Source organism: Bacillus sp. USDA818B3_A (assembly GCF_009928415.1).
In the GTDB taxonomy this organism is placed as follows: Bacteria; Bacillota; Bacilli; order Bacillales; family Cytobacillaceae; genus Neobacillus.
Genome location: NZ_JAABNN010000008.1, coordinates 1 through 18,574, shown reverse-complemented (window position 1 = coordinate 18,574; position 18,574 = coordinate 1). Strand labels below are relative to the sequence as shown.

15 protein-coding genes and 1 pseudogene are annotated in these 18,574 nt (G+C 39.6%); 15 read left to right on the top strand and 1 reads right to left on the bottom strand.

Annotated elements, in window-relative coordinates:
- The first annotated feature begins 84 nt into the window (after positions 1-84).
- On the top strand, positions 85-561 hold the full coding sequence (locus GXK58_RS14990; RefSeq protein ID WP_160723971.1) for a MaoC/PaaZ C-terminal domain-containing protein: 477 nt from the start codon (positions 85-87) through the stop codon (positions 559-561).
- A 532-nt stretch (positions 562-1,093) separates the two neighbouring features.
- On the opposite strand, the gene GXK58_RS14985 is transcribed toward GXK58_RS14990, so the two are convergent.
- Positions 1,094-2,005, bottom strand: coding sequence for a nuclease-related domain-containing protein (locus GXK58_RS14985; RefSeq protein ID WP_160723970.1), 912 nt, complete (start codon positions 2,003-2,005; stop codon positions 1,094-1,096).
- Between the two features lie 194 nt (positions 2,006-2,199).
- Between GXK58_RS14985 and GXK58_RS14980 the strand changes: the two genes are divergently transcribed.
- The 14 genes and pseudogenes from GXK58_RS14980 to GXK58_RS14915 all read left to right on the top strand — a co-directional run.
- A complete protein-coding gene (locus GXK58_RS14980; RefSeq protein ID WP_160723969.1) occupies positions 2,200-2,916 on the top strand; it encodes a response regulator transcription factor in 717 nt (238 codons plus the stop codon).
- Positions 2,913-4,343: a two-component system histidine kinase PnpS gene (pnpS, locus tag GXK58_RS14975; RefSeq protein WP_160723968.1), complete on the top strand. Its 1,431-nt coding sequence runs from the start codon at positions 2,913-2,915 to the stop codon at positions 4,341-4,343. The genes GXK58_RS14980 and pnpS overlap by 4 nt, the downstream gene beginning before the upstream one ends.
- Entirely contained in the window at positions 4,340-6,979 is a 2,640-nt protein-coding gene (gene polA, locus GXK58_RS14970) for a DNA polymerase I (RefSeq protein ID WP_202171375.1), read from the top strand. The genes pnpS and polA overlap by 4 nt, the downstream gene beginning before the upstream one ends.
- Positions 6,980-6,994: 15 nt before the next feature.
- The gene (gene mutM, locus GXK58_RS14965; RefSeq protein WP_160723966.1) at positions 6,995-7,822 is read left to right on the top strand and encodes a DNA-formamidopyrimidine glycosylase; all 828 of its coding nucleotides are present in this window, start codon (positions 6,995-6,997) and stop codon (positions 7,820-7,822) included.
- Between the two features lie 327 nt (positions 7,823-8,149).
- A complete protein-coding gene (ytaF, locus tag GXK58_RS14960; protein WP_160723965.1) occupies positions 8,150-8,785 on the top strand; it encodes a sporulation membrane protein YtaF in 636 nt (211 codons plus the stop codon).
- A 20-nt stretch (positions 8,786-8,805) separates the two neighbouring features.
- Positions 8,806-9,411, top strand: a complete 606-nt coding sequence (gene coaE / locus GXK58_RS14955) for a dephospho-CoA kinase (protein ID WP_160723964.1) — start codon at positions 8,806-8,808, stop codon at positions 9,409-9,411.
- A 176-nt stretch (positions 9,412-9,587) separates the two neighbouring features.
- On the top strand, positions 9,588-10,619 hold the full coding sequence (locus GXK58_RS14950; protein ID WP_160723963.1) for a glyceraldehyde-3-phosphate dehydrogenase: 1,032 nt from the start codon (positions 9,588-9,590) through the stop codon (positions 10,617-10,619).
- A gap of 104 nt (positions 10,620-10,723) precedes the next feature.
- Positions 10,724-11,113 (top strand): hypothetical protein, encoded by a 390-nt coding sequence (locus tag GXK58_RS14945; RefSeq protein WP_160723962.1) that lies wholly within the window; start codon positions 10,724-10,726, stop codon positions 11,111-11,113.
- A 163-nt stretch (positions 11,114-11,276) separates the two neighbouring features.
- The gene (nrdR, locus tag GXK58_RS14940; protein ID WP_160723961.1) at positions 11,277-11,738 is read left to right on the top strand and encodes a transcriptional regulator NrdR; all 462 of its coding nucleotides are present in this window, start codon (positions 11,277-11,279) and stop codon (positions 11,736-11,738) included.
- 57 nt (positions 11,739-11,795) lie between these two features.
- Positions 11,796-13,193, top strand: a complete 1,398-nt coding sequence (locus GXK58_RS14935) for a replication initiation and membrane attachment family protein (protein ID WP_160723960.1) — start codon at positions 11,796-11,798, stop codon at positions 13,191-13,193.
- Between the two features lie 10 nt (positions 13,194-13,203).
- Positions 13,204-14,130, top strand: coding sequence for a primosomal protein DnaI (gene dnaI / locus GXK58_RS14930; protein WP_160723959.1), 927 nt, complete (start codon positions 13,204-13,206; stop codon positions 14,128-14,130).
- A 144-nt stretch (positions 14,131-14,274) separates the two neighbouring features.
- Positions 14,275-15,156, top strand: coding sequence for a putative sporulation protein YtxC (locus GXK58_RS14925; protein ID WP_160723958.1), 882 nt, complete (start codon positions 14,275-14,277; stop codon positions 15,154-15,156).
- Between the two features lie 513 nt (positions 15,157-15,669).
- The gene (gene thrS / locus GXK58_RS14920; protein WP_160723957.1) at positions 15,670-17,604 is read left to right on the top strand and encodes a threonine--tRNA ligase; all 1,935 of its coding nucleotides are present in this window, start codon (positions 15,670-15,672) and stop codon (positions 17,602-17,604) included.
- A 678-nt stretch (positions 17,605-18,282) separates the two neighbouring features.
- A pseudogene (locus GXK58_RS14915) lies at positions 18,283-18,574 on the top strand (group II intron reverse transcriptase/maturase); the annotation flags it as partial.

The following is an 18,574-nucleotide window of genomic DNA, read 5'->3' as shown; positions in this document are numbered from 1 at the left end:
TCATTTTAGATTCGGGGATCCCATAGTGATTCCCGAATTTTCTCTGTTTTAATGGAATCGCTTACAAAGGAAGGGTGGGCTAAGATGCTATTAGGGAAAAAAAGAAAGCTTGGACGCAGGATAGAAGAAATGAATCCTGGTGAGAAGTTAGCGTTAACTGAAAAAATGGAGGATAAGGACTTACTGTTATATTTAGGTTTGACGGATGATGCCAACCCTTTATATATTCAACATGATTATGCCTCTCAGACTCCATTTGAGAAGCCTGTTGTTCCCACTATTATGCTTACGGGTATTATTACTTCAGCGGTATCTAAGTATCTTCCCGGCCCTGGAAGCTATATTTTGAGCCAGGATCTCGAGTTTGTTAAGCCGGTCTATCACTATGAAACAGTTGAGTTTCTGTTCGAGGTGGTGGAGGTAGATCGGTCTGAGCATGTGGTATTCATCCGTGTGGCAGGGACGAATGAAGATAATGAGACGGTGATACGTGGGAAGTTGAAGGTATGCCCGCCGCATCGGTTTGAGGATATACATGGGAAGGTATTGGATAATTTCTGATTGATGTAAAAAAGTGGTCATTTCTCCTCATCGCCAAAAAAGGGGCGCAAGGGTAAATGAAAGGGTGACTCATTGCCCGTCACAGAGAAAAAGGGGGCACAAGGGTAAATGAAAAAGTGATTCATTGCCCGTAACAGAGAAAAAGAGGGCACAAGGGTAAATGAAAGAGTGATTCATTGCCCGTCACAGAGAAAATGAGGGCACAAGGGTAAATGAAGAAGTGATTCATTGCCCGTCACAGAGAAAAAGAGGGCCAAGGGTAAATGAAAAAGTGATTCATTGCCCGTCACGGAGAAAAAAAGGGCACAAGGGTAAATGAAAGAGTGATTCATTGCCCGTCACAGAGAAAAAGGGGGCACAAGGGTAAATGAAAGAATGATTCATTGCCCATAACAGCGAAAAAGTGGACACAAAGGTAAATGAAATAGGCATCATTGACTCAGTGATGGGAATCTCACTAGATGTTCTAAATAGAAAAGCGGCGTAAGAAGGAAAAATAGACCAGACCTTCTGAATAGCCGCTTTAATATCTTCATTCAAAATAACGTAATTGCCTATCGCCTATAGGTTTGAAGTTCTCTTTAAGAATTCTCCGAATCATCTTCTTAGAATCAATAATCCCGCACCACTCATACACACAATTTGTTGTAATCTTCATATCCGAAAACAGCAGCCGTATCTCCGCTACACTCCTTAAAACAGCAGATTCTATATCACCAACATGCCCGCACTCCCCACATACAATCTTTCCATTACAATATGAACAAGATAAAGAATCACAGACAAAGCAAGTCACTCCTTTGCGTAACTTCTTGAAATCATAAGCAGGAATCTTTAAATTTGCATAAGGGGAAACAACTTGATGTAACGAGATCAGCTTATCCGCAATCTTTTTATGTCTAGACGATATATTTGACTTCTCATTATTTAATTTTCTCATAAGCTGTTTTAACTGTGGGGGATAGAAAATAGGCTTACCGATAGGAGCCTCATACAAGAAGAACTCGGGGTTTACAAATACAACATAAGCATCAATCGATTGACTAATCCCAAGCTTTTGAAATAATTGGAGGAGTAAAGAATGGCTCCTTTTTATCTGCTCAAGAGGGTCTTTAATAATCTTCCCGTTAATCATCTCGAAACGGTCCTCGCGATATCGATAATCACCTTCATAATTTTTTACCTCAAAAACAAAAATAGTCGCCTGAAAAATAATCAAAGTATCAAGTTGAAAAGCTGTGTTATTAACCTCAAGGAAGAGATCATTTATAATTAAACAATCGCTCTGTAGCTGCTCAGTCAATAAATCAAACTGTACTTCTCCTTCATAACCTTTTTCCTTATATAAATAGTACTTTTGCTGGTCCGATGTAAAATCCATCCGGTTATTTAAGATCCTTAAAAGCTTTAACTCAAACGGGACTGAACGATTTTTATATGCCATATAACACTTCCTCTCTAAACACTATTTTATAAAACGAAAAAACCAAACCTCCGACAAAATGTGAATTATTTGTAAACTTTTTTACATGTAAGCGGTCTTATTTTACAAATATCAATATCTGCCCGTAAAACTAGATAATCCTTCTTTCTTATAGATATAATGAGGATATCTAGTAATAAAGTGGGGGTTTTTTTATGAAAAATAAAGTACTAGTTGTGGATGACGAACAATCAATAGTTACCTTACTTCAATATAATTTAGAGCAGGCGGGGTTCGAGGTTATTACTGCAATGGATGGTCAGGAGGGAAAACGTTTAGCCCAGACAGAGTCCCCTGACATTATCGTTTTAGACTTAATGCTGCCAAAACTAGATGGAATGGATGTCTGCAAACAACTGCGCCAACAGAATATTATGACCCCAATCCTGATGTTGACAGCCAAAGATGATGAGCTTGATAAAATACTAGGGCTCGAGCTGGGCGCTGATGATTATATGGTTAAGCCATTCAGCCCGCGGGAAGTTATTGCCCGAGTCAAAGCGATTTTAAGAAGGACCCAGATACAAACAGAATCAGCTGCAGACAAGGATGAATTTGAGGAACAAATTCAAATCGGAAAATTAACCATTTTCCCTGGAAAATATGAAGCTTACTTCCAAGATAACATCCTCGAACTTACACTAAAAGAGTTCGAACTATTGCTATATCTTGGACAAAATAAAGGCCGTGTATTAACAAGGGATCAATTACTGGGCGCTGTTTGGAATTATGATTTTGCTGGCGATACTAGAATTGTGGATGTACATATTTCACACCTAAGAGAAAAAATAGAAGAGGATACAAAAAAGCCTGTTTATATAAAAACAATCCGCGGCTTAGGATATAAATTGGAGGAGCCTAAAGTAGAATGATTAAGTTCCGATCGAGAGCCTTTGTTGCATTAATAAGCTTAATTATGATTTTATTAATAGGATTAGGCATCTTACTAGGGCAGTATTTTAAATATAATTTATTAGCTGCACTAAATGATAAAATAAAAATAGAAGTCTGGTGGCTTTTGTCTGCAGGACTTGGAACGGCTGCAATCATTACGATAATCCTTGGAATCAGAATTACTACTAGATACACAAAGCCAATTAAAGCAGCAACTGAAGTAGCTATCGAACTTGCTCATGGCAATTACCGTGCCCGAACAAAAGTAAACCGGTTTGATGATACAGGGATGTTAGGTTCATCTATTAACATGCTGGCTGAAAATCTTCAGGAACTCACCAAAGTTCGGGATATGCAGCAGGACCGTCTAAGTGCACTAATTGAGAATATGGGAGCAGGTTTAATCTTAATTGACAGCCGTGGATTTATTAATTTAGTGAATAAAGGCTACATCGACATATTTCAAATTAATCCAAGTGGGTATTTAAATAAACAATACTACGAAGTGATTGATTATGAAGAGATTAATCAATTAATAGCTGAGGTATTTCGTACGGAACAAAAGGTAAGGAAACAATTACGATTACCTTTGCAGATTGAAAGGAAATATTTCATGGTTTATGGGGTTCCCATTATTGGGGTGAACAATGTTTGGAAAGGGGTATTGCTTGTCTTTCATGATATTTCAGAAATCAAGAAACTCGAGCAAATGCGCAAGGATTTTGTCGCTAATGTTTCACATGAACTAAAAACCCCAGTGACCTCCATAAAGGGCTTTACCGAAACACTTCTCGATGGAGCTATGAATAACAAAGAAACACTTCAATCCTTTCTATCAATCATTTTAAAAGAAAGTGACCGCCTTGAATCGTTGATCCGTGACCTATTAGAACTTTCGAAAATTGAGCAGCATGGCTTTCAATTAAATTTGCAGCAGGTCGATCTCACTTCCTTGCTTCAGGATGTCATTAACTTATTAGACGGCAAAGCAAAAGTGAAAAACATCGAGCTCCGTTTTGACTGTAAACAGGAGGAAGTCCTAGTGAGAGGAGACACGGATCGATTAAAACAGGTGTTTATTAATCTGATAAGCAACGCTATTTCCTATACACCTGCTGATGGGTCCGTGAGTATCATTCTCGTTGACTTGGAACAAATGGTTAGGATTCTTGTGAAAGATACCGGAGTTGGTATTGGGAAAGAAGATATTCCCCGCATATTTGAACGATTTTATCGTGTCGACCGGGCGAGAAGCCGAAACTCAGGCGGGACGGGGCTCGGTCTGGCAATTGTAAAACACTTAATAGATGCTCATCATGGAAGCATCCGTGTGAAAAGTAAATTGGGCGAGGGCAGTGAATTTATCATTGAACTGCCAAAAGAAATAATGGATGGTGATAGTTGATGGAAAAGAAAAAGCTTGTTCTTATAGATGGAAATAGTATTGCCTATCGCGCCTTTTTTGCGCTTCCACTTCTGAATAATGATAAAGGAATACATACGAATGCGGTTTATGGCTTTACGACGATGTTAATGAAAATCCTGGAGGATGAAAAGCCAACCCATATGCTGGTGGCGTTTGATGCAGGTAAAACTACATTTCGTCATAAAACCTTCGGAGAATATAAAGGCGGCCGTCAAAAAACGCCGCCGGAACTATCAGAGCAATTTCCGTTTATTCGGGACCTTCTCGATGCATATGGGATCTCGCGATATGAACTTGAAAATTATGAAGCAGATGATATTATCGGCACCCTTTCATTAACTGCGGAAAGTGATGGATTTGAAGTAAAGGTCATTTCTGGTGATAAAGACTTGACGCAATTATCTTCTCCAATCACGACAGTGGGGATTACCCGAAAAGGGATTACAGATATCGAGGAATATACACCAGAGCATGTGGCGGAAAAGTATGGTCTGACCCCAAATCAAATTATTGATATGAAAGGTTTAATGGGGGACCCATCGGATAATATTCCTGGTGTTCCAGGGGTAGGGGAAAAGACAGCCATTAAACTGCTTAAAGAGTTTCATACAGTAGAAAACTTATTAGAGTCGATTGACCAAGTAAGCGGGAACAAATTGAAAGAAAAATTAGCAGAATTTAAGGAACAGGCAATCATGAGTAAGGAACTTGCCACCATTGAACGGAAAGCACCGGTAGAAGTCGACTTAGAAACCATTGCTTATGAAGGTTTTACAAGAGAGAAACTCATCAGCCTGTTTAAAGAACTTGGCTTCAACTCTTTACTAGAAAAACTGGGAGATGAGCCTTTAGATACGGTAGAACCTGAGCTCGAGGATATTGAATTTGTTATCCCTGAAGAAATTACAGAAGATCTATTTGCGGAAATCAATTATTTTTATGTTGAAATGCTAGACGATAATTATCACTATGCAGATATTGTTGGTTTTTCTCTTGTCAACGAAACAGGCAGCTATTATCTGCCAACAGAAAAAGTGTTGAAATCAGAGATTTTTAAAAAGTGGGCGGAGGATGAACATAGTAAAAAAATTGTTTACGATGCCAAACGTTCTGAGGTTTCCTTACGAAGATACGATATTCATTTAAAAGGAACGAACTTCGATATTTTGATGGCAGCCTATTTAATTAATCCATCCGAAAATATCGAGGGCTTAGCTGCTATTGCCAAAAGATATGCGATTCCACATATTCAATCAGATGAATCTTTTTATGGAAAAGGGGCAAAAAGGAAGATCCCTGAGGAGGCCGAGCTTGCCGAGCATCTAGTTCGTAAAGGTTTGGCAATGTCAGATTTATTAGATAAACTTGAGGACGAATTGAAAGAAAACGAACAATATGAATTGTTTAAGGAATTAGAAATGCCTCTATCTTTAATCTTAGCGGACATGGAATCTACCGGGATTAAAGTAGAGCAGGAACGCCTTCAATTGATGGGAAAAGAACTAAATGAAAGACTCCTTGAGATTGAAGAAAAAATTTGCGAGTTAGCAGGCGAAAAGTTTAACATCAATTCTCCTAAACAATTGGGTGTGATTCTTTTTGAAAAATTAGGATTACACTCTTTTAAGAAGACAAAAACAGGCCACTCAACATCAGCGGATGTGCTGGAGAAATTAGCAGATGATCATGAGATTATTCAATATATCCTTCTCTATCGTCAGCTGGGGAAACTTCAGTCTACCTATATTGAGGGTCTCCTAAAAGTGATTAACCCGGAAACGGAAAAGGTTCACACAAGATATCAGCAAACGTTAACGGCGACAGGAAGGTTAAGCTCCATCGATCCAAATCTGCAAAATATCCCGATACGACTTGAGGAAGGACGGAAGATCCGTCAGGCATTTGTTCCATCTGAAAAGGGCTGGGTCATTTTTGCTGCAGACTATTCGCAGATTGAACTTCGCGTGCTTGCCCATATCGCAGGGGACGATAAGCTGATCGATGCGTTTCAACATGACATGGATATCCATACGAAAACCGCGATGGAGGTATTTCATGTAGAGGCGGATGAGGTAACCTCGAATATGAGAAGGCAGGCCAAGGCGGTTAACTTTGGAATTGTGTATGGAATCAGTGATTATGGACTTTCGCAATCTCTGGGAATCACTAGAAAAGAAGCGGGTCAGTTTATCGATCGTTATCTTCATACGTATCCGGGTGTAAAGGAATATATGGATGAGATTATCCACTCTGCGAGACAGAAGGGGTATGTAACCACATTAATGCAAAGAAGACGGTATCTCCCTGAAATAACTGCCCGTAATTTTAACCTGCGGAGTTTTGCAGAACGGACAGCGATGAATACGCCAATTCAGGGTACAGCTGCTGATATTATCAAAAAAGCGATGATTGATATGGACGAGGCACTAAAAGATAAAGGGCTTAAAACACGTCTGTTGCTGCAGGTACATGACGAATTAATATTTGAAACTCCCGAGGAAGAGATTGAGATCTTAAAAGAGTTAGTTCCCAGTGTGATGGAGAATGCTCTTGAATTAAAAGTACCATTGAAGGTGGACTACGCCTATGGTCCAACCTGGTTCGATGCTAAATAAAAAGGAGAATCGACATTGCCGGAGCTTCCTGAGGTAGAAACAGTTAGAAAAACATTAAAACATCTTGTCTTGCACAAGGAAATAGCTAATATTACTGTTTATTGGCCTAAAATCATCAAGAACCCTGTTGAGGCCGAGCAATTTATCGATGCCTTAAAAGGGGAAACCATTGTTGATGTAGGCCGTAGAGGGAAATTTTTAATCATTTATACAGATCATTTTGCCTTGGTGTCACATTTACGAATGGAAGGCAGGTATGGTCTTCACTCGAAAGAAGAACCTTTCGATAAGCATACACATGTGATTTTTCATTTTACTGATGAAACAGAGTTACGGTACCGTGATGTTCGTAAATTTGGTACGATGCATCTTTATAAAAAAGGGGAGGAATTCTTAAAGCCTCCTTTGTTGGAACTAGGCCCTGAGCCATTTTCAGAGGAGTTTACGAAGGAATACCTGTCTCGAAAATTAAAGAAGACGAATCGGAAAATTAAAACAGCCTTACTGGACCAAAAGTTATTTGTAGGTCTTGGAAATATCTATGTCGATGAGGCATTATTCCGTTCGGGCATTCATCCTGAGCGGCTTGCAAGTTCGCTTAATGAGGAGGAAATTTCGATCCTTCATGATGAAATTGTTGCTACCCTAGGTGAAGCGGTTGAAAAAGGCGGAAGTACGATCCGTTCTTATGTGAATTCACAAGGTCAAATCGGAATGTTTCAACTCGAACTGTTTGCCTATGGACGGACTGGAGAGGAATGTAAAAAATGCGGCACCCCCCTTGAAAAGATGACAGTCGGGGGAAGGGGCACTCACTATTGCCCCAATTGTCAACAAATTTAATTTTGAACTATGAAACTGTCCAGCTCCAGCGCCTAGGGGCTCGGGTCATAGGCTTATCCAGTTACGGCTCCTTGGGACTCGAGCCATAAGCCACCCCCTGAAGAAGGCAAAAAGCGCCTTCTTGCAGCGTGCGTCTTAGTCTGGAGTCCCAGGGCAGTCGCCTCCACTTTTAGGTCAATCCGTCAAGAAGGCTAAAAGGCAGCCATCTCGCCGGCTCGTCTTATGCCTGTCGCCCCTGTTCAAGGCGCTTCCGCTTTTCGATTAACATTGGATAGGCTCCTGCCATATACTATCTTAGTGATTTTGCAGGAAGGAGCCCTAGACATCATGGTTCAGTTGTTCTCACTTCTCATCTTAGCTTTTGCTCTTAGCCTTGACAGCTTTAGCGTCGGGTTTACCTACGGGTTGAGGCAAATGGTTATGCCGCTTAAATCCGTTTTCATCATAGCTACCTGTTCGGCGGTTTCATTAATGATAGCCGTGTCAATCGGACATGGTCTAGAAAAGATATTATCACCCAAACTAACGGCAAGCCTTGGAGGGCTCATCTTAATTTTCCTTGGTGCCTGGGTATTATATCAATTTTTCCGCCCTGAAAAGGAAAAAGAAATGCTGACACATGAAAAAACGATTGTAAACTTTGAAATTCAATCGTTAGGAATAGCGATTAATATCTTAAAAAAGCCGCTGTCTGCTGATTTTGATCAATCAGGAACCATTACAGGAATAGAAGCCTTAATGCTCGGCTTTGCCTTATCCCTTGATGCATTTGGAGCCGGGATTGGAGCAGCCATGCTTGGATATTCACCCTTTTCCTTGGCCTTCACGGTTGCAATCATGAGTTCCCTATTTGTACTATTAGGAATAAAGAGTGGAACATTTTTTCATCGATTTGAATGGATTCAGAAATTCACCTTCTTGCCAGGAGTTTTATTAATTATTATTGGAGTAATGAAGCTATAACCGTAGAAAGGGATTTAAACATGTCATTAGTAATAGGGTTAACGGGCGGGATTGCCAGTGGAAAGAGTACCGTGTCAAACATGTTAATGAAAAGGTCCATAACCGTTATTGATGCGGATGTAGAAGCACGCTTAGCAGTAATGAAAGGCGAGCCCGCTTACAATAAAATTGTGGCTGAATTTGGTGAGGACGTTCTACTGGAAAACGGTGAAATTGACCGGCAAAAACTAGGTGCGATTATCTTCCATCAAGCGGACAAACGGCAGACTTTAAATGAAATTACGCATCCAGAAGTCCGAAGAAGAATGCTGGAACAAGTAGAGACGGCCAAAACAAATAATGAAGAATTAGTTGTTTTGGATATCCCTTTATTATTTGAAAGTAAATTAACCTACATGGTTGAAAAAACGCTCCTTGTATATGTTGACCATGATATACAATTACAAAGATTAATGGATAGAAATAACCTGACAATGGAGGATGCCCAAGCTAGAATCCGTTCTCAGATGCCTTTATCTGAAAAAATGGATCTGGCAGATGCAGTGATCAATAATAATGGATCAATTGAAGATACAAAAAAACAGCTCCTGCTCGTATTAGAAAAATGGGGAGTAAATCAAAAATAATGGATTAAAGAAGGCGAAAGCCTTCTTTTTTTTAGCTGAAATAATAATATGTCACCTTAATTTTTAAAATTCCGCAAAAATTCCGCCATTAAATCATCACAATTAAACCTAAATGTGTTATACTAATTACAACAATACGTTTAAAAGTATAACATTAATACGAAAGGGGCCGTAAAATGGGCGCGAGAATTGCGATAAATGGATTTGGAAGAATAGGAAGGATGGTTTTTAGAAAAGCGATCCTTGAGAATAAACTTGATGTTGCAGCGATTAATGCGAGCTATCCTGCAGAAACCTTAGCACACTTAATTAAATATGATTCTAATCATGGACCGTTTCAGGGAGATGTCATCCCTTTAGATAACGCATTAATTGTCAATGGGAAAAGGGTGAAATTATTAAATAATCGTAAGCCTGAAGAATTACCTTGGAGAGAACTTGGGATAGATATTGTCATTGAGGCTACGGGGAAATTTAATTCACGTGAACAAGCCGCGCTTCATCTAGAAGCTGGCGCAAAAAAGGTGATTTTAACAGCACCAGGGAAAAATGAAGACATTACCATAGTGATGGGAGTGAATGAAGATATGCTTGATCTAAAGCACCATGATATTATCTCCAATGCTTCCTGTACAACTAACTGTCTTGCACCCGTAGCGAAAGTCTTGGATGAAAAATTTGGTATAGAGTGCGGGTTGATGACAACCATCCACGCTTACACAAATGATCAAAAAAATATTGATAATCCACATAAAGATTTACGGAGAGCCCGTTCATGTGGACAATCTATCATTCCAACCACAACGGGTGCAGCTAAGGCCATCTCGCTGGTGCTGCCGCAATTAAAAGGGAAACTGCATGGCATGGCTTTGCGTGTGCCTACGCCCAATGTTTCACTAGTAGATTTAGTGGTCGATTTAAAATGTGATGTCACCATTGATGATGTAAACAAGGCCTTTTTAGAAGCAGCGAATCATACATTAAAAGGAATTCTGGATGTAACAATGGAGCCTTTGGTATCTGTTGATTTTAATACAAACTCGCATTCTTCCATTATAGATGGTCTGTCGACAATGGTTATGGGAACTAGGAAAGTGAAAGTACTAGCTTGGTATGATAATGAATGGGGCTATTCTTCACGTGTTGTTGATCTTGCACTTTTTGTGGCAGAGGAAATGGCAAAAATCTCCAAAATGAAAGTCAGCTAAATTTATTTTTGAAAGAGGTGTACCTTTTGCGTACATCTCTTTTATATTTTGATCAGAATGTTGTAAAATAAATAAAAAGGCGAAACTTGGAGGGTATGGCTGATATGGCGAATATTTTTACACGGTTTAAAAAACAAATTGAAACATCGGATCGAAACTCAGATGATTCGTTAAAAACTCATTATTATAAGGGAACATTTAATCAAGTATATCAGACGGTAGAAAAATTATTTCATGATGATGCCGACTGCCACGTTACAACGGTCTCGAAGGAGCATGGAGAAATTGCAGTTGAAATAAATAAACCGATCCCTTGTTTTCTTGTTGTAACCATTGTGTCAGTCAAACCTTTGGAAACGGCAGTTGATTTTAATATTTCATCGGAAAGATTTTCCTTATTAGGGATGTATCCTCAGTTAAAGAAGAGAATTTTATCATATTATGACAAGATTGGTAAATTACATAACTTGGTCGAAGTAAGGAAAAACTCGTAATCCTATACTTGTGTAAAGGTCTGCTTTTATATAAGATAATGGTAAGGATATCGTTCGGGCTTATAGGAAATTAGTAAAGATTAAAACGTATAACGCTTTGTCTTCGCCCCTTGGGGAACACCAGTAAGCAAGTTCTTTTAGTCAGATTTGGAGTTGATTAACAATGAAGTGCCCTTCATGTCAAAATTATGGTACACGTGTGCTTGATTCCCGGCCTGTTGATGAAGGACGTGCAACCCGGAGAAGAAGAGAATGCGAAGAATGCGGATATCGTTTTACTACTTTTGAGAAAATTGAAGAGATTCCTTTAATTGTAGTGAAAAAAGAAGGAACTAGGGAAGAATTCAGCCGTGATAAAATCCTGAGAGGGCTGATTAAGGCATGTGAAAAGCGTCCTGTTGCCTTGAAGGAACTAGAAGATATCACGCATGGTGTAGAAAAAGAACTTCGCAGCCAGGGAATATCAGAAATTAAAAGTGAGTCAATTGGCGAAATGGTCATGGACAGGCTTGCACATGTGGATGAAGTAGCCTACGTAAGATTCGCCTCTGTTTATCGCCAGTTTAAGGATATTAATGTTTTTATAGAAGAGCTAAAAGAATTAATAAAAAAGGAAAAATCGTAAAAGGAGCTGAGGTTTTAGCTCTTTTTCTTAATTTATAAAGGGAAAGGTTGGATGAATATGGCGCAGCATTGGCAGGAAATTCTTCCGATCGACCGTTATATTGTAGGAGCAGATGGACTGCTTCATGAGTATGACCGGAAAGTGCTGACGTTATTATATCAGCCTTTGATTGGGTCAACTTGCTTGAGTTTGTATATGACTCTGTGGGCAGAGCTGGAGGAGAATCGGCTTTGGTCGGAGTCGTCCACACACCATCTCTTGATGAATCTAATGGGAATGAATTTAAAGGACATATACGAAGCGCGGTTAAAGTTAGAGGGGATCGGATTAGTCAAAACATATGTGAAAACAGCCAATGATGAACGCTCATTTATATATGAATTGCACCCTCCATTAAATCCTGAGCAGTTCTTTTCCGATGGAATGTTGAATATATACCTGTTCCGAAAAATTGGCCAAAATCATTTTGCCCGTTTGAAACGGTTTTTCAGCGACCAGCAAAAACCAAAGGAAAGTGAATTTCAAGATGTCACAAAGGCGTTTCAGGATGTGTTTGCTTCCGCCACCTTTGGAAGCATGCAATCTTTACAAAATGTTTCTGGAGAATTAAGGGCTGAAGACGATGAACAATTTATTGGACGCCATGAGCAGAAGGGGATTCAAATTGGTGTGGATACATTTGATTTTGGGCTGCTAATGGCCGGATTAAATGAATCCCTTGTTCCTAAGAAGGCATTGACGAAAAAGGTGAAAGATGTAATTAGTAATCTTTCATTCCTATATAATATAAACCCGATTGAAATGAAAAATTTAATTCTCGATGCCATAACTCCAGCTAATGAAATAGATGTGGAGGATTTAAGAAAAGCAGCGAGAAATTGGTATCAATTTGAAAATAATGAGCAATATCCGAGCTTAGTTGATCGGACTCAGCCGCCAAAATATCGTATTCAAGTAGATGAGCCAAAGACAAAAGAAGAATTATTAGTTCGTTCCTTAGAAACGACCTCACCAGTTAAGGTATTCAAAGATGCTTCACATGGAATTGAACCCTCAGATACAGAATTAAAAATCATAGAAGATGTGTTGTTCAAGAAAAAACTTTTACCCGGTGTTGTCAATGTACTTATTCAATATGTCTTATTAAAAGCGGATTCGAAGTTTACCAAGAATTATGTGGAACAAATTGCCAGCCATTGGGCACGGAAGGAAATTAAAACAGTAAAAGAAGCAATGGACTTGGCTAGGAGTGAGCATAGCAAGTATCTTTCCTGGAATGAAGAGAAAAAGACGAGAAAGACTTCAAATAAACGGCCAATTAGGACAGAGCTTTTACCTGATTGGTTTGATAAAGAACCGAAAAAAGAGACGGAAGAAAGTTCAAAGGAAAACAACCCAGATATAGAGGCAAAAAAACGTGAAATTGAAGCAATGTTAAAGGCAATCGATGATTAAGAGGTGACATATGGAAAAGATAAACCGAACACTAAACCGAATAGCCTCCAGTGAAAATTTTCAAAAGCGCTATGCAAAAATGCGTCAAGAGACACTATCCCATCCTGGTGTGATAGAGTTTGTAAAAGAAAATGAGGATCAGCTGACAAAGGAAATGATCGACAAAGGCTTGAGCAAGCTTTATGAATATATCAATCAAAGCAAAGAATGCCATAAGTGTGAGAGTCTTAACGGCTGTATCAATATGATGAAAGGTTATCAGCCTGAATTGGTTCTTGATCGAAATGCGATCGATATCCGTTATGAACGCTGTCCAAGAAAAATCATGGATGACGAAAAACGGAAGAATGAACGGTTAATTAAGAGTTTATATGTTCCTAAAGATATCCTGAACGCAATGTTTGAGGACTTAGAACATGATAATTCCCGAATTGATGCCATTCAAAAATCACTTTCGTTCATTTTAAATTATGAACAGGGAAACCGGACAAAGGGAATCTATTTTTATGGCGAATTCGGGGTAGGGAAATCCTATTTGCTCGGAGCAATCGCAAACAAGCTTGCAAAAAAACAAATTTCATCCATGATTGTCTATGTTCCTGAATTGTTAAGAGAAATGAAAAGCTCGATCTCTGACTCAACACTTAATGAAAAAATCGAGGCATTAAAAAATGAACCCATCTTAATGCTGGATGATATTGGAGCGGAAGCGGTATCGAGCTGGACAAGAGATGAGGTACTTGGACCCATCCTGCAATTTAGAATGCTAGAAAATCTTCCTACCTTTTTTACATCGAACTTTGATTTCAAAGGGTTAGAGCATCATTTAACATATAGCCAGCGCGGGGAAGAGGAGAAAATGAAGGCGCGCCGAATTATGGAAAGAATCCGTTCCTTAAGTGAGCCAGTTTTGGTAGATGGACCAAACAGAAGATAAATAATGTTTAAATGGATTGCCTTTTCATCATTGGCAGTCCTTTTTTTTATTTAAATAATAATTCCAAGGGTCAGCGTACTTCTATTTTGGCCAAGTCCCCCATATATATATTTAACATAGATTTGCTAAAAAGGGGGGATTTGGTTGGCGGAAATCATCTTCCAAAGCAGGATGGATGCAAAGCGGTTTTTTAACCACTTGCTAAAATATGTATCAATTCCTATCGATGAAAAAACTATTCTTCTAATTGAAGATCGACATATAGTAAAACTTTTAGATGGAAGTTTTTCTAGTGAACAGTTTAATCAAGTGAAACTTGCCTTTTATCATTTTATTACAACCATTAAACGGGATGAATGGTTCAGGGATATAATCAAGAATCAATATTATTATCAGGAGGAGGAAGAACAAGAGCAAATTATTGAGATCATTTATTCGATCCTTGACGGTCAAAGAGAAGACCTCGAGGTATTCTTAAAAGAGGCAAATAAAGCGACCTCTTTTATTGAAGAGGCAGTGGATTCAATCTTGCAGGATCATGTGTCTTTTTCGTTCGATTCGCTGCTGAAATTCCGCTTACGGCCATATCGCCAGATTTTAGAGGGATACGTGGAACTGGCTATCGATGAATACAAAATGGAGCAGGAATATCAAATGTTTATTCAAATGCTGCGGGACTTTTTGGTGAATCGAGAACCCAAAATGCAAACCTTGCATGTACTATTAGATGAAGAAATTACTTTTTATAATGAACATTTGATCGAAATTAAACGCGCTGAATTAACTAGAATGATTGACCGGAAATTATTAGTCAATCATCCGGTTTATGTTGATTCAGTTTCGATTGCACCACTATTATCAATCGCGCCTGTATCCATTTTTCTTTATACGAATAATCCTGATGAGCCGCTGGTCAGAACGATAAAAAATATATTTGAAGAGCGAGTGACAATTAAAAGCTATACAGCCCTAAGAGGTTTGGAAAAATGGACAATCGACCAGGATTCATCAGAAAACCATGCATAAAAAATAAAAAAAATGTCAATAGTTAGTTTTATGTACCTTGCTTTTTTTAAAGTTAATCATTATAATAACGTACATAGTAAATATGCAGCAAAAGTAATGATAAGGACAACAGTATTTCTTTACGGTTTCTAGAGAGGAAGACCGCCGGCTGAAAGTCTTCTAACACGGATTAAATACTTACCACCTTTAAACTTCGGCAGTGAACTCTTCATTTTTCATGGGGAAAGTAATTGTTGACGGTCAACAGCCGTTACCTGACCAAAGTCACGACCAATGACAACATTGGCAGTGAAAAATTGGGTGGAACCACGTGTATTAAACTCGTCCCTATTCCTATAGGGACGGGTTTTTTTATTTTATTTTTATAGTAAGAAATGTCCAGCTCCAGCGCCTAGGGGCTCGGGTCATAAGCCAATCCGTCAGGAAGGTTAAAGAACAACCTTCCGGCCGGCTTGTCTTATGCCGGTCGCCCCTGGGCAAGGCGCTTCCGCATTTCAATTAGGAGGAGTTAATATGTCAGATGTTGTTAAGATTTCGTTTCCTGATGGGGCAGTAAAGGAGTTCCCAAGAGGAACAACAACAGAAGATATTGCTGCTTCCATTAGCCCAGGCCTAAAGAAAAAGGCAATTGCGGGAAAATGGAACGGACAAATGTATGATCTTCGCCGTCCTATTCTAGAAGACGGTTCAATAGAAATTGTTACACCAGAATCTAATGATGCGTTAGAGGTTCTACGCCATAGCACAGCCCATTTAATGGCTCAGGCCGTTAGAAGATTGTACCCGGGTGTGAATCTAGGAGTTGGCCCTGTCATTGAAGGCGGCTTCTACTACGATATGGACCTTGATGTATCATTAACACCTGAAGACCTGCCAAAGATTGAAAAAGAAATGGCAAAAATCGTTAATGAAAACATTGAAATCGTTCGGAAGGAAGTAAGCCGTTCGGAAGCGGTACAGCTTTTTAAAGAAGCAGGCGATCCTTACAAGCTTGAATTAATTGAAGCAATACCGGATGAAGAAACAGTAACGATCTATGAACAAGGTGATTTTTTCGACCTTTGCCGTGGGGTTCATGTCCCGTCTACTGGAAAAATTAAAGAATTTAAACTGTTGAGCATCGCCGGTGCTTACTGGCGCGGCAACAGCGATAACAAAATGCTGCAGCGCGTTTATGGTACTGCCTTTTTCAAGAAAGAAGACCTAAAAGAGCATCTGCGTTTGTTAGAAGAAGCAAAAGAGCGTGATCACCGTAAAATTGGGAAAGAGTTAAGTCTTTTCACAAGTAATCAATTAGTTGGTCAAGGATTACCATTATGGCTTCCAAAAGGTGCAACGATCCGCCGTGTCATTGAACGTTACATCGTTGATAAAGAACAGCGACTTGGTTATGACCATGTGTATACTCCAATTATGGGAAGTGTAGATTTATATAAAACTTCAGGACACTGGGATCATTATCAAGAAGACATGTTCCCTATCATGGATATGGATAATGAGCAATTGGTGCTCCGCCCAATGAACTGTCCGCATCATATGATGGTTTATAAAAACAGCATGCACAGTTACCGCGAGCTTCCAATTCGAATTGCTGAGCTTGGAACAATGCACCGCTACGAAATGTCAGGGGCATTAGCTGGTTTGCAGCGTGTTCGTGGGATGACATTGAATGATGCTCATATTTTTGTTCGTCCAGACCAAATTAAGGACGAATTCAAACGTGTTGTGAACTTGATTCTTGATGTATACAAAGATTTCAATATTAAGGATTATTCATTCCGTCTTTCTTACCGTGATCCTCAAGATACAGAAAAATATTTTGATGATGATGCGATGTGGGAAAAAGCACAAAGCATGTTGAAGGAAGCGATGGATGACCTTGGTCTTGATTATTTCGAGGCGGAAGGTGAAGCGGCCTTCTATGGTCCTAAGCTTGATGTTCAAGTAAGAACTGCTTTAGGCAAGGACGAAACTTTATCTACTGTACAACTAGACTTCTTACTCCCTGAGCGGTTTGATTTAAATTATGTTGGTGAAGATGGCAAACAGCATCGTCCTGTTGTTATTCACCGCGGCGTTGTGTCAACAATGGAACGCTTTGTTGCTTACTTGATCGAAGAATATAAAGGAGCATTCCCTACATGGCTTGCTCCAGTTCAGGTACAGGTCATTCCGGTATCTCCTAATGCTCACTATGACTATGCGAAACAGGTACAGGAGCAGCTGCAGAACGAAGGCTTGCGTGTAGAATTGGATGCACGTGACGAAAAGATCGGCTACAAGATTCGGGAAGCTCAAATGCTGAAAATCCCTTATATGCTCGTTGTGGGTGACAATGAAGTCGAAGAAAATGCCGTCAACGTTCGTAAATACGGAGAACAAAAATCAGAAACGATTGCCTTTGCTTCATTCCTTGATGCGATTCGAGCTGAAGTAAAACGCGGATAATTCATTAAAAGAGAGAGGGAATCCTCTCTTTTTTGTGCGACGGGCAGTCGCATAGAGTGTTGACCTAGTCAACACTCTTCTTTTCATTATCTAACAGAGACGTCATCTCGATGAAACGACTGGACGAGGATATTGAAATTTGAATCCCAGATGGTGAAAATCCATCCCCGAGGAGACTGACCTAGCTCGGGAAGCTTAATCTAGGGCAATACCGTGAGGTATTGTCTGAAGGAGATGCGGAAAGTCGAGAGACCCGTAGGCGAATAGATAGACCCTAATGCAATAAGTGTGAAGCACGGCGGCGGGATAAGTTGGCGACTTTTCGAAAAATGAGGAAGCACACTCAGAGGCATTTTCTTTAGAAGTCAGATCGAGAGAATGCGACTTATTTCGTGATGGTGCAGGGTATGTCTAGAAGGGAAATGTGATGACCCCGTGAGGTCTCCACCTTACCGAACAGGCAGGGTTCTAGTCTATAAGGGAAATCCGAAGTGACGAAGAACTGGTGGAGAAGTCAGACGTTCTCATAGTACGGGAGTAGCTCGATGACCATAACATCGTGTAAACGGAAGGGGAACGACCTATGGCTCCAAGCCATGAACAAGATGTAATGCCAACAATCACGTTACTGCGGTAAAACCGTTTGAATGTACATCAAGGAAAGGTGTGGAATATGCAATGAATCAAGAGTGGAAATTTAAACTACACAGTGTCTATGGACAAATATTGTTTGACCGAAAACTAACCCAAAGCTTCGAACAAGTAAAAGCAAACAAAGGAGCAGGCGGTATAGACGGAGAAACGATAGAAAGTTATGACGCTAAACTAGAAGAAAACATCATGGCACTTCTAGGGAAATTAAGGTTGAAAACCTATCAAGCCCAACCGGTTAGGAGAGTATACATTCCGAAGAAGAATGGGAAGAAACGTCCACTTGGAATTCCAACAATTGAAGACCGTATTGTCCAAC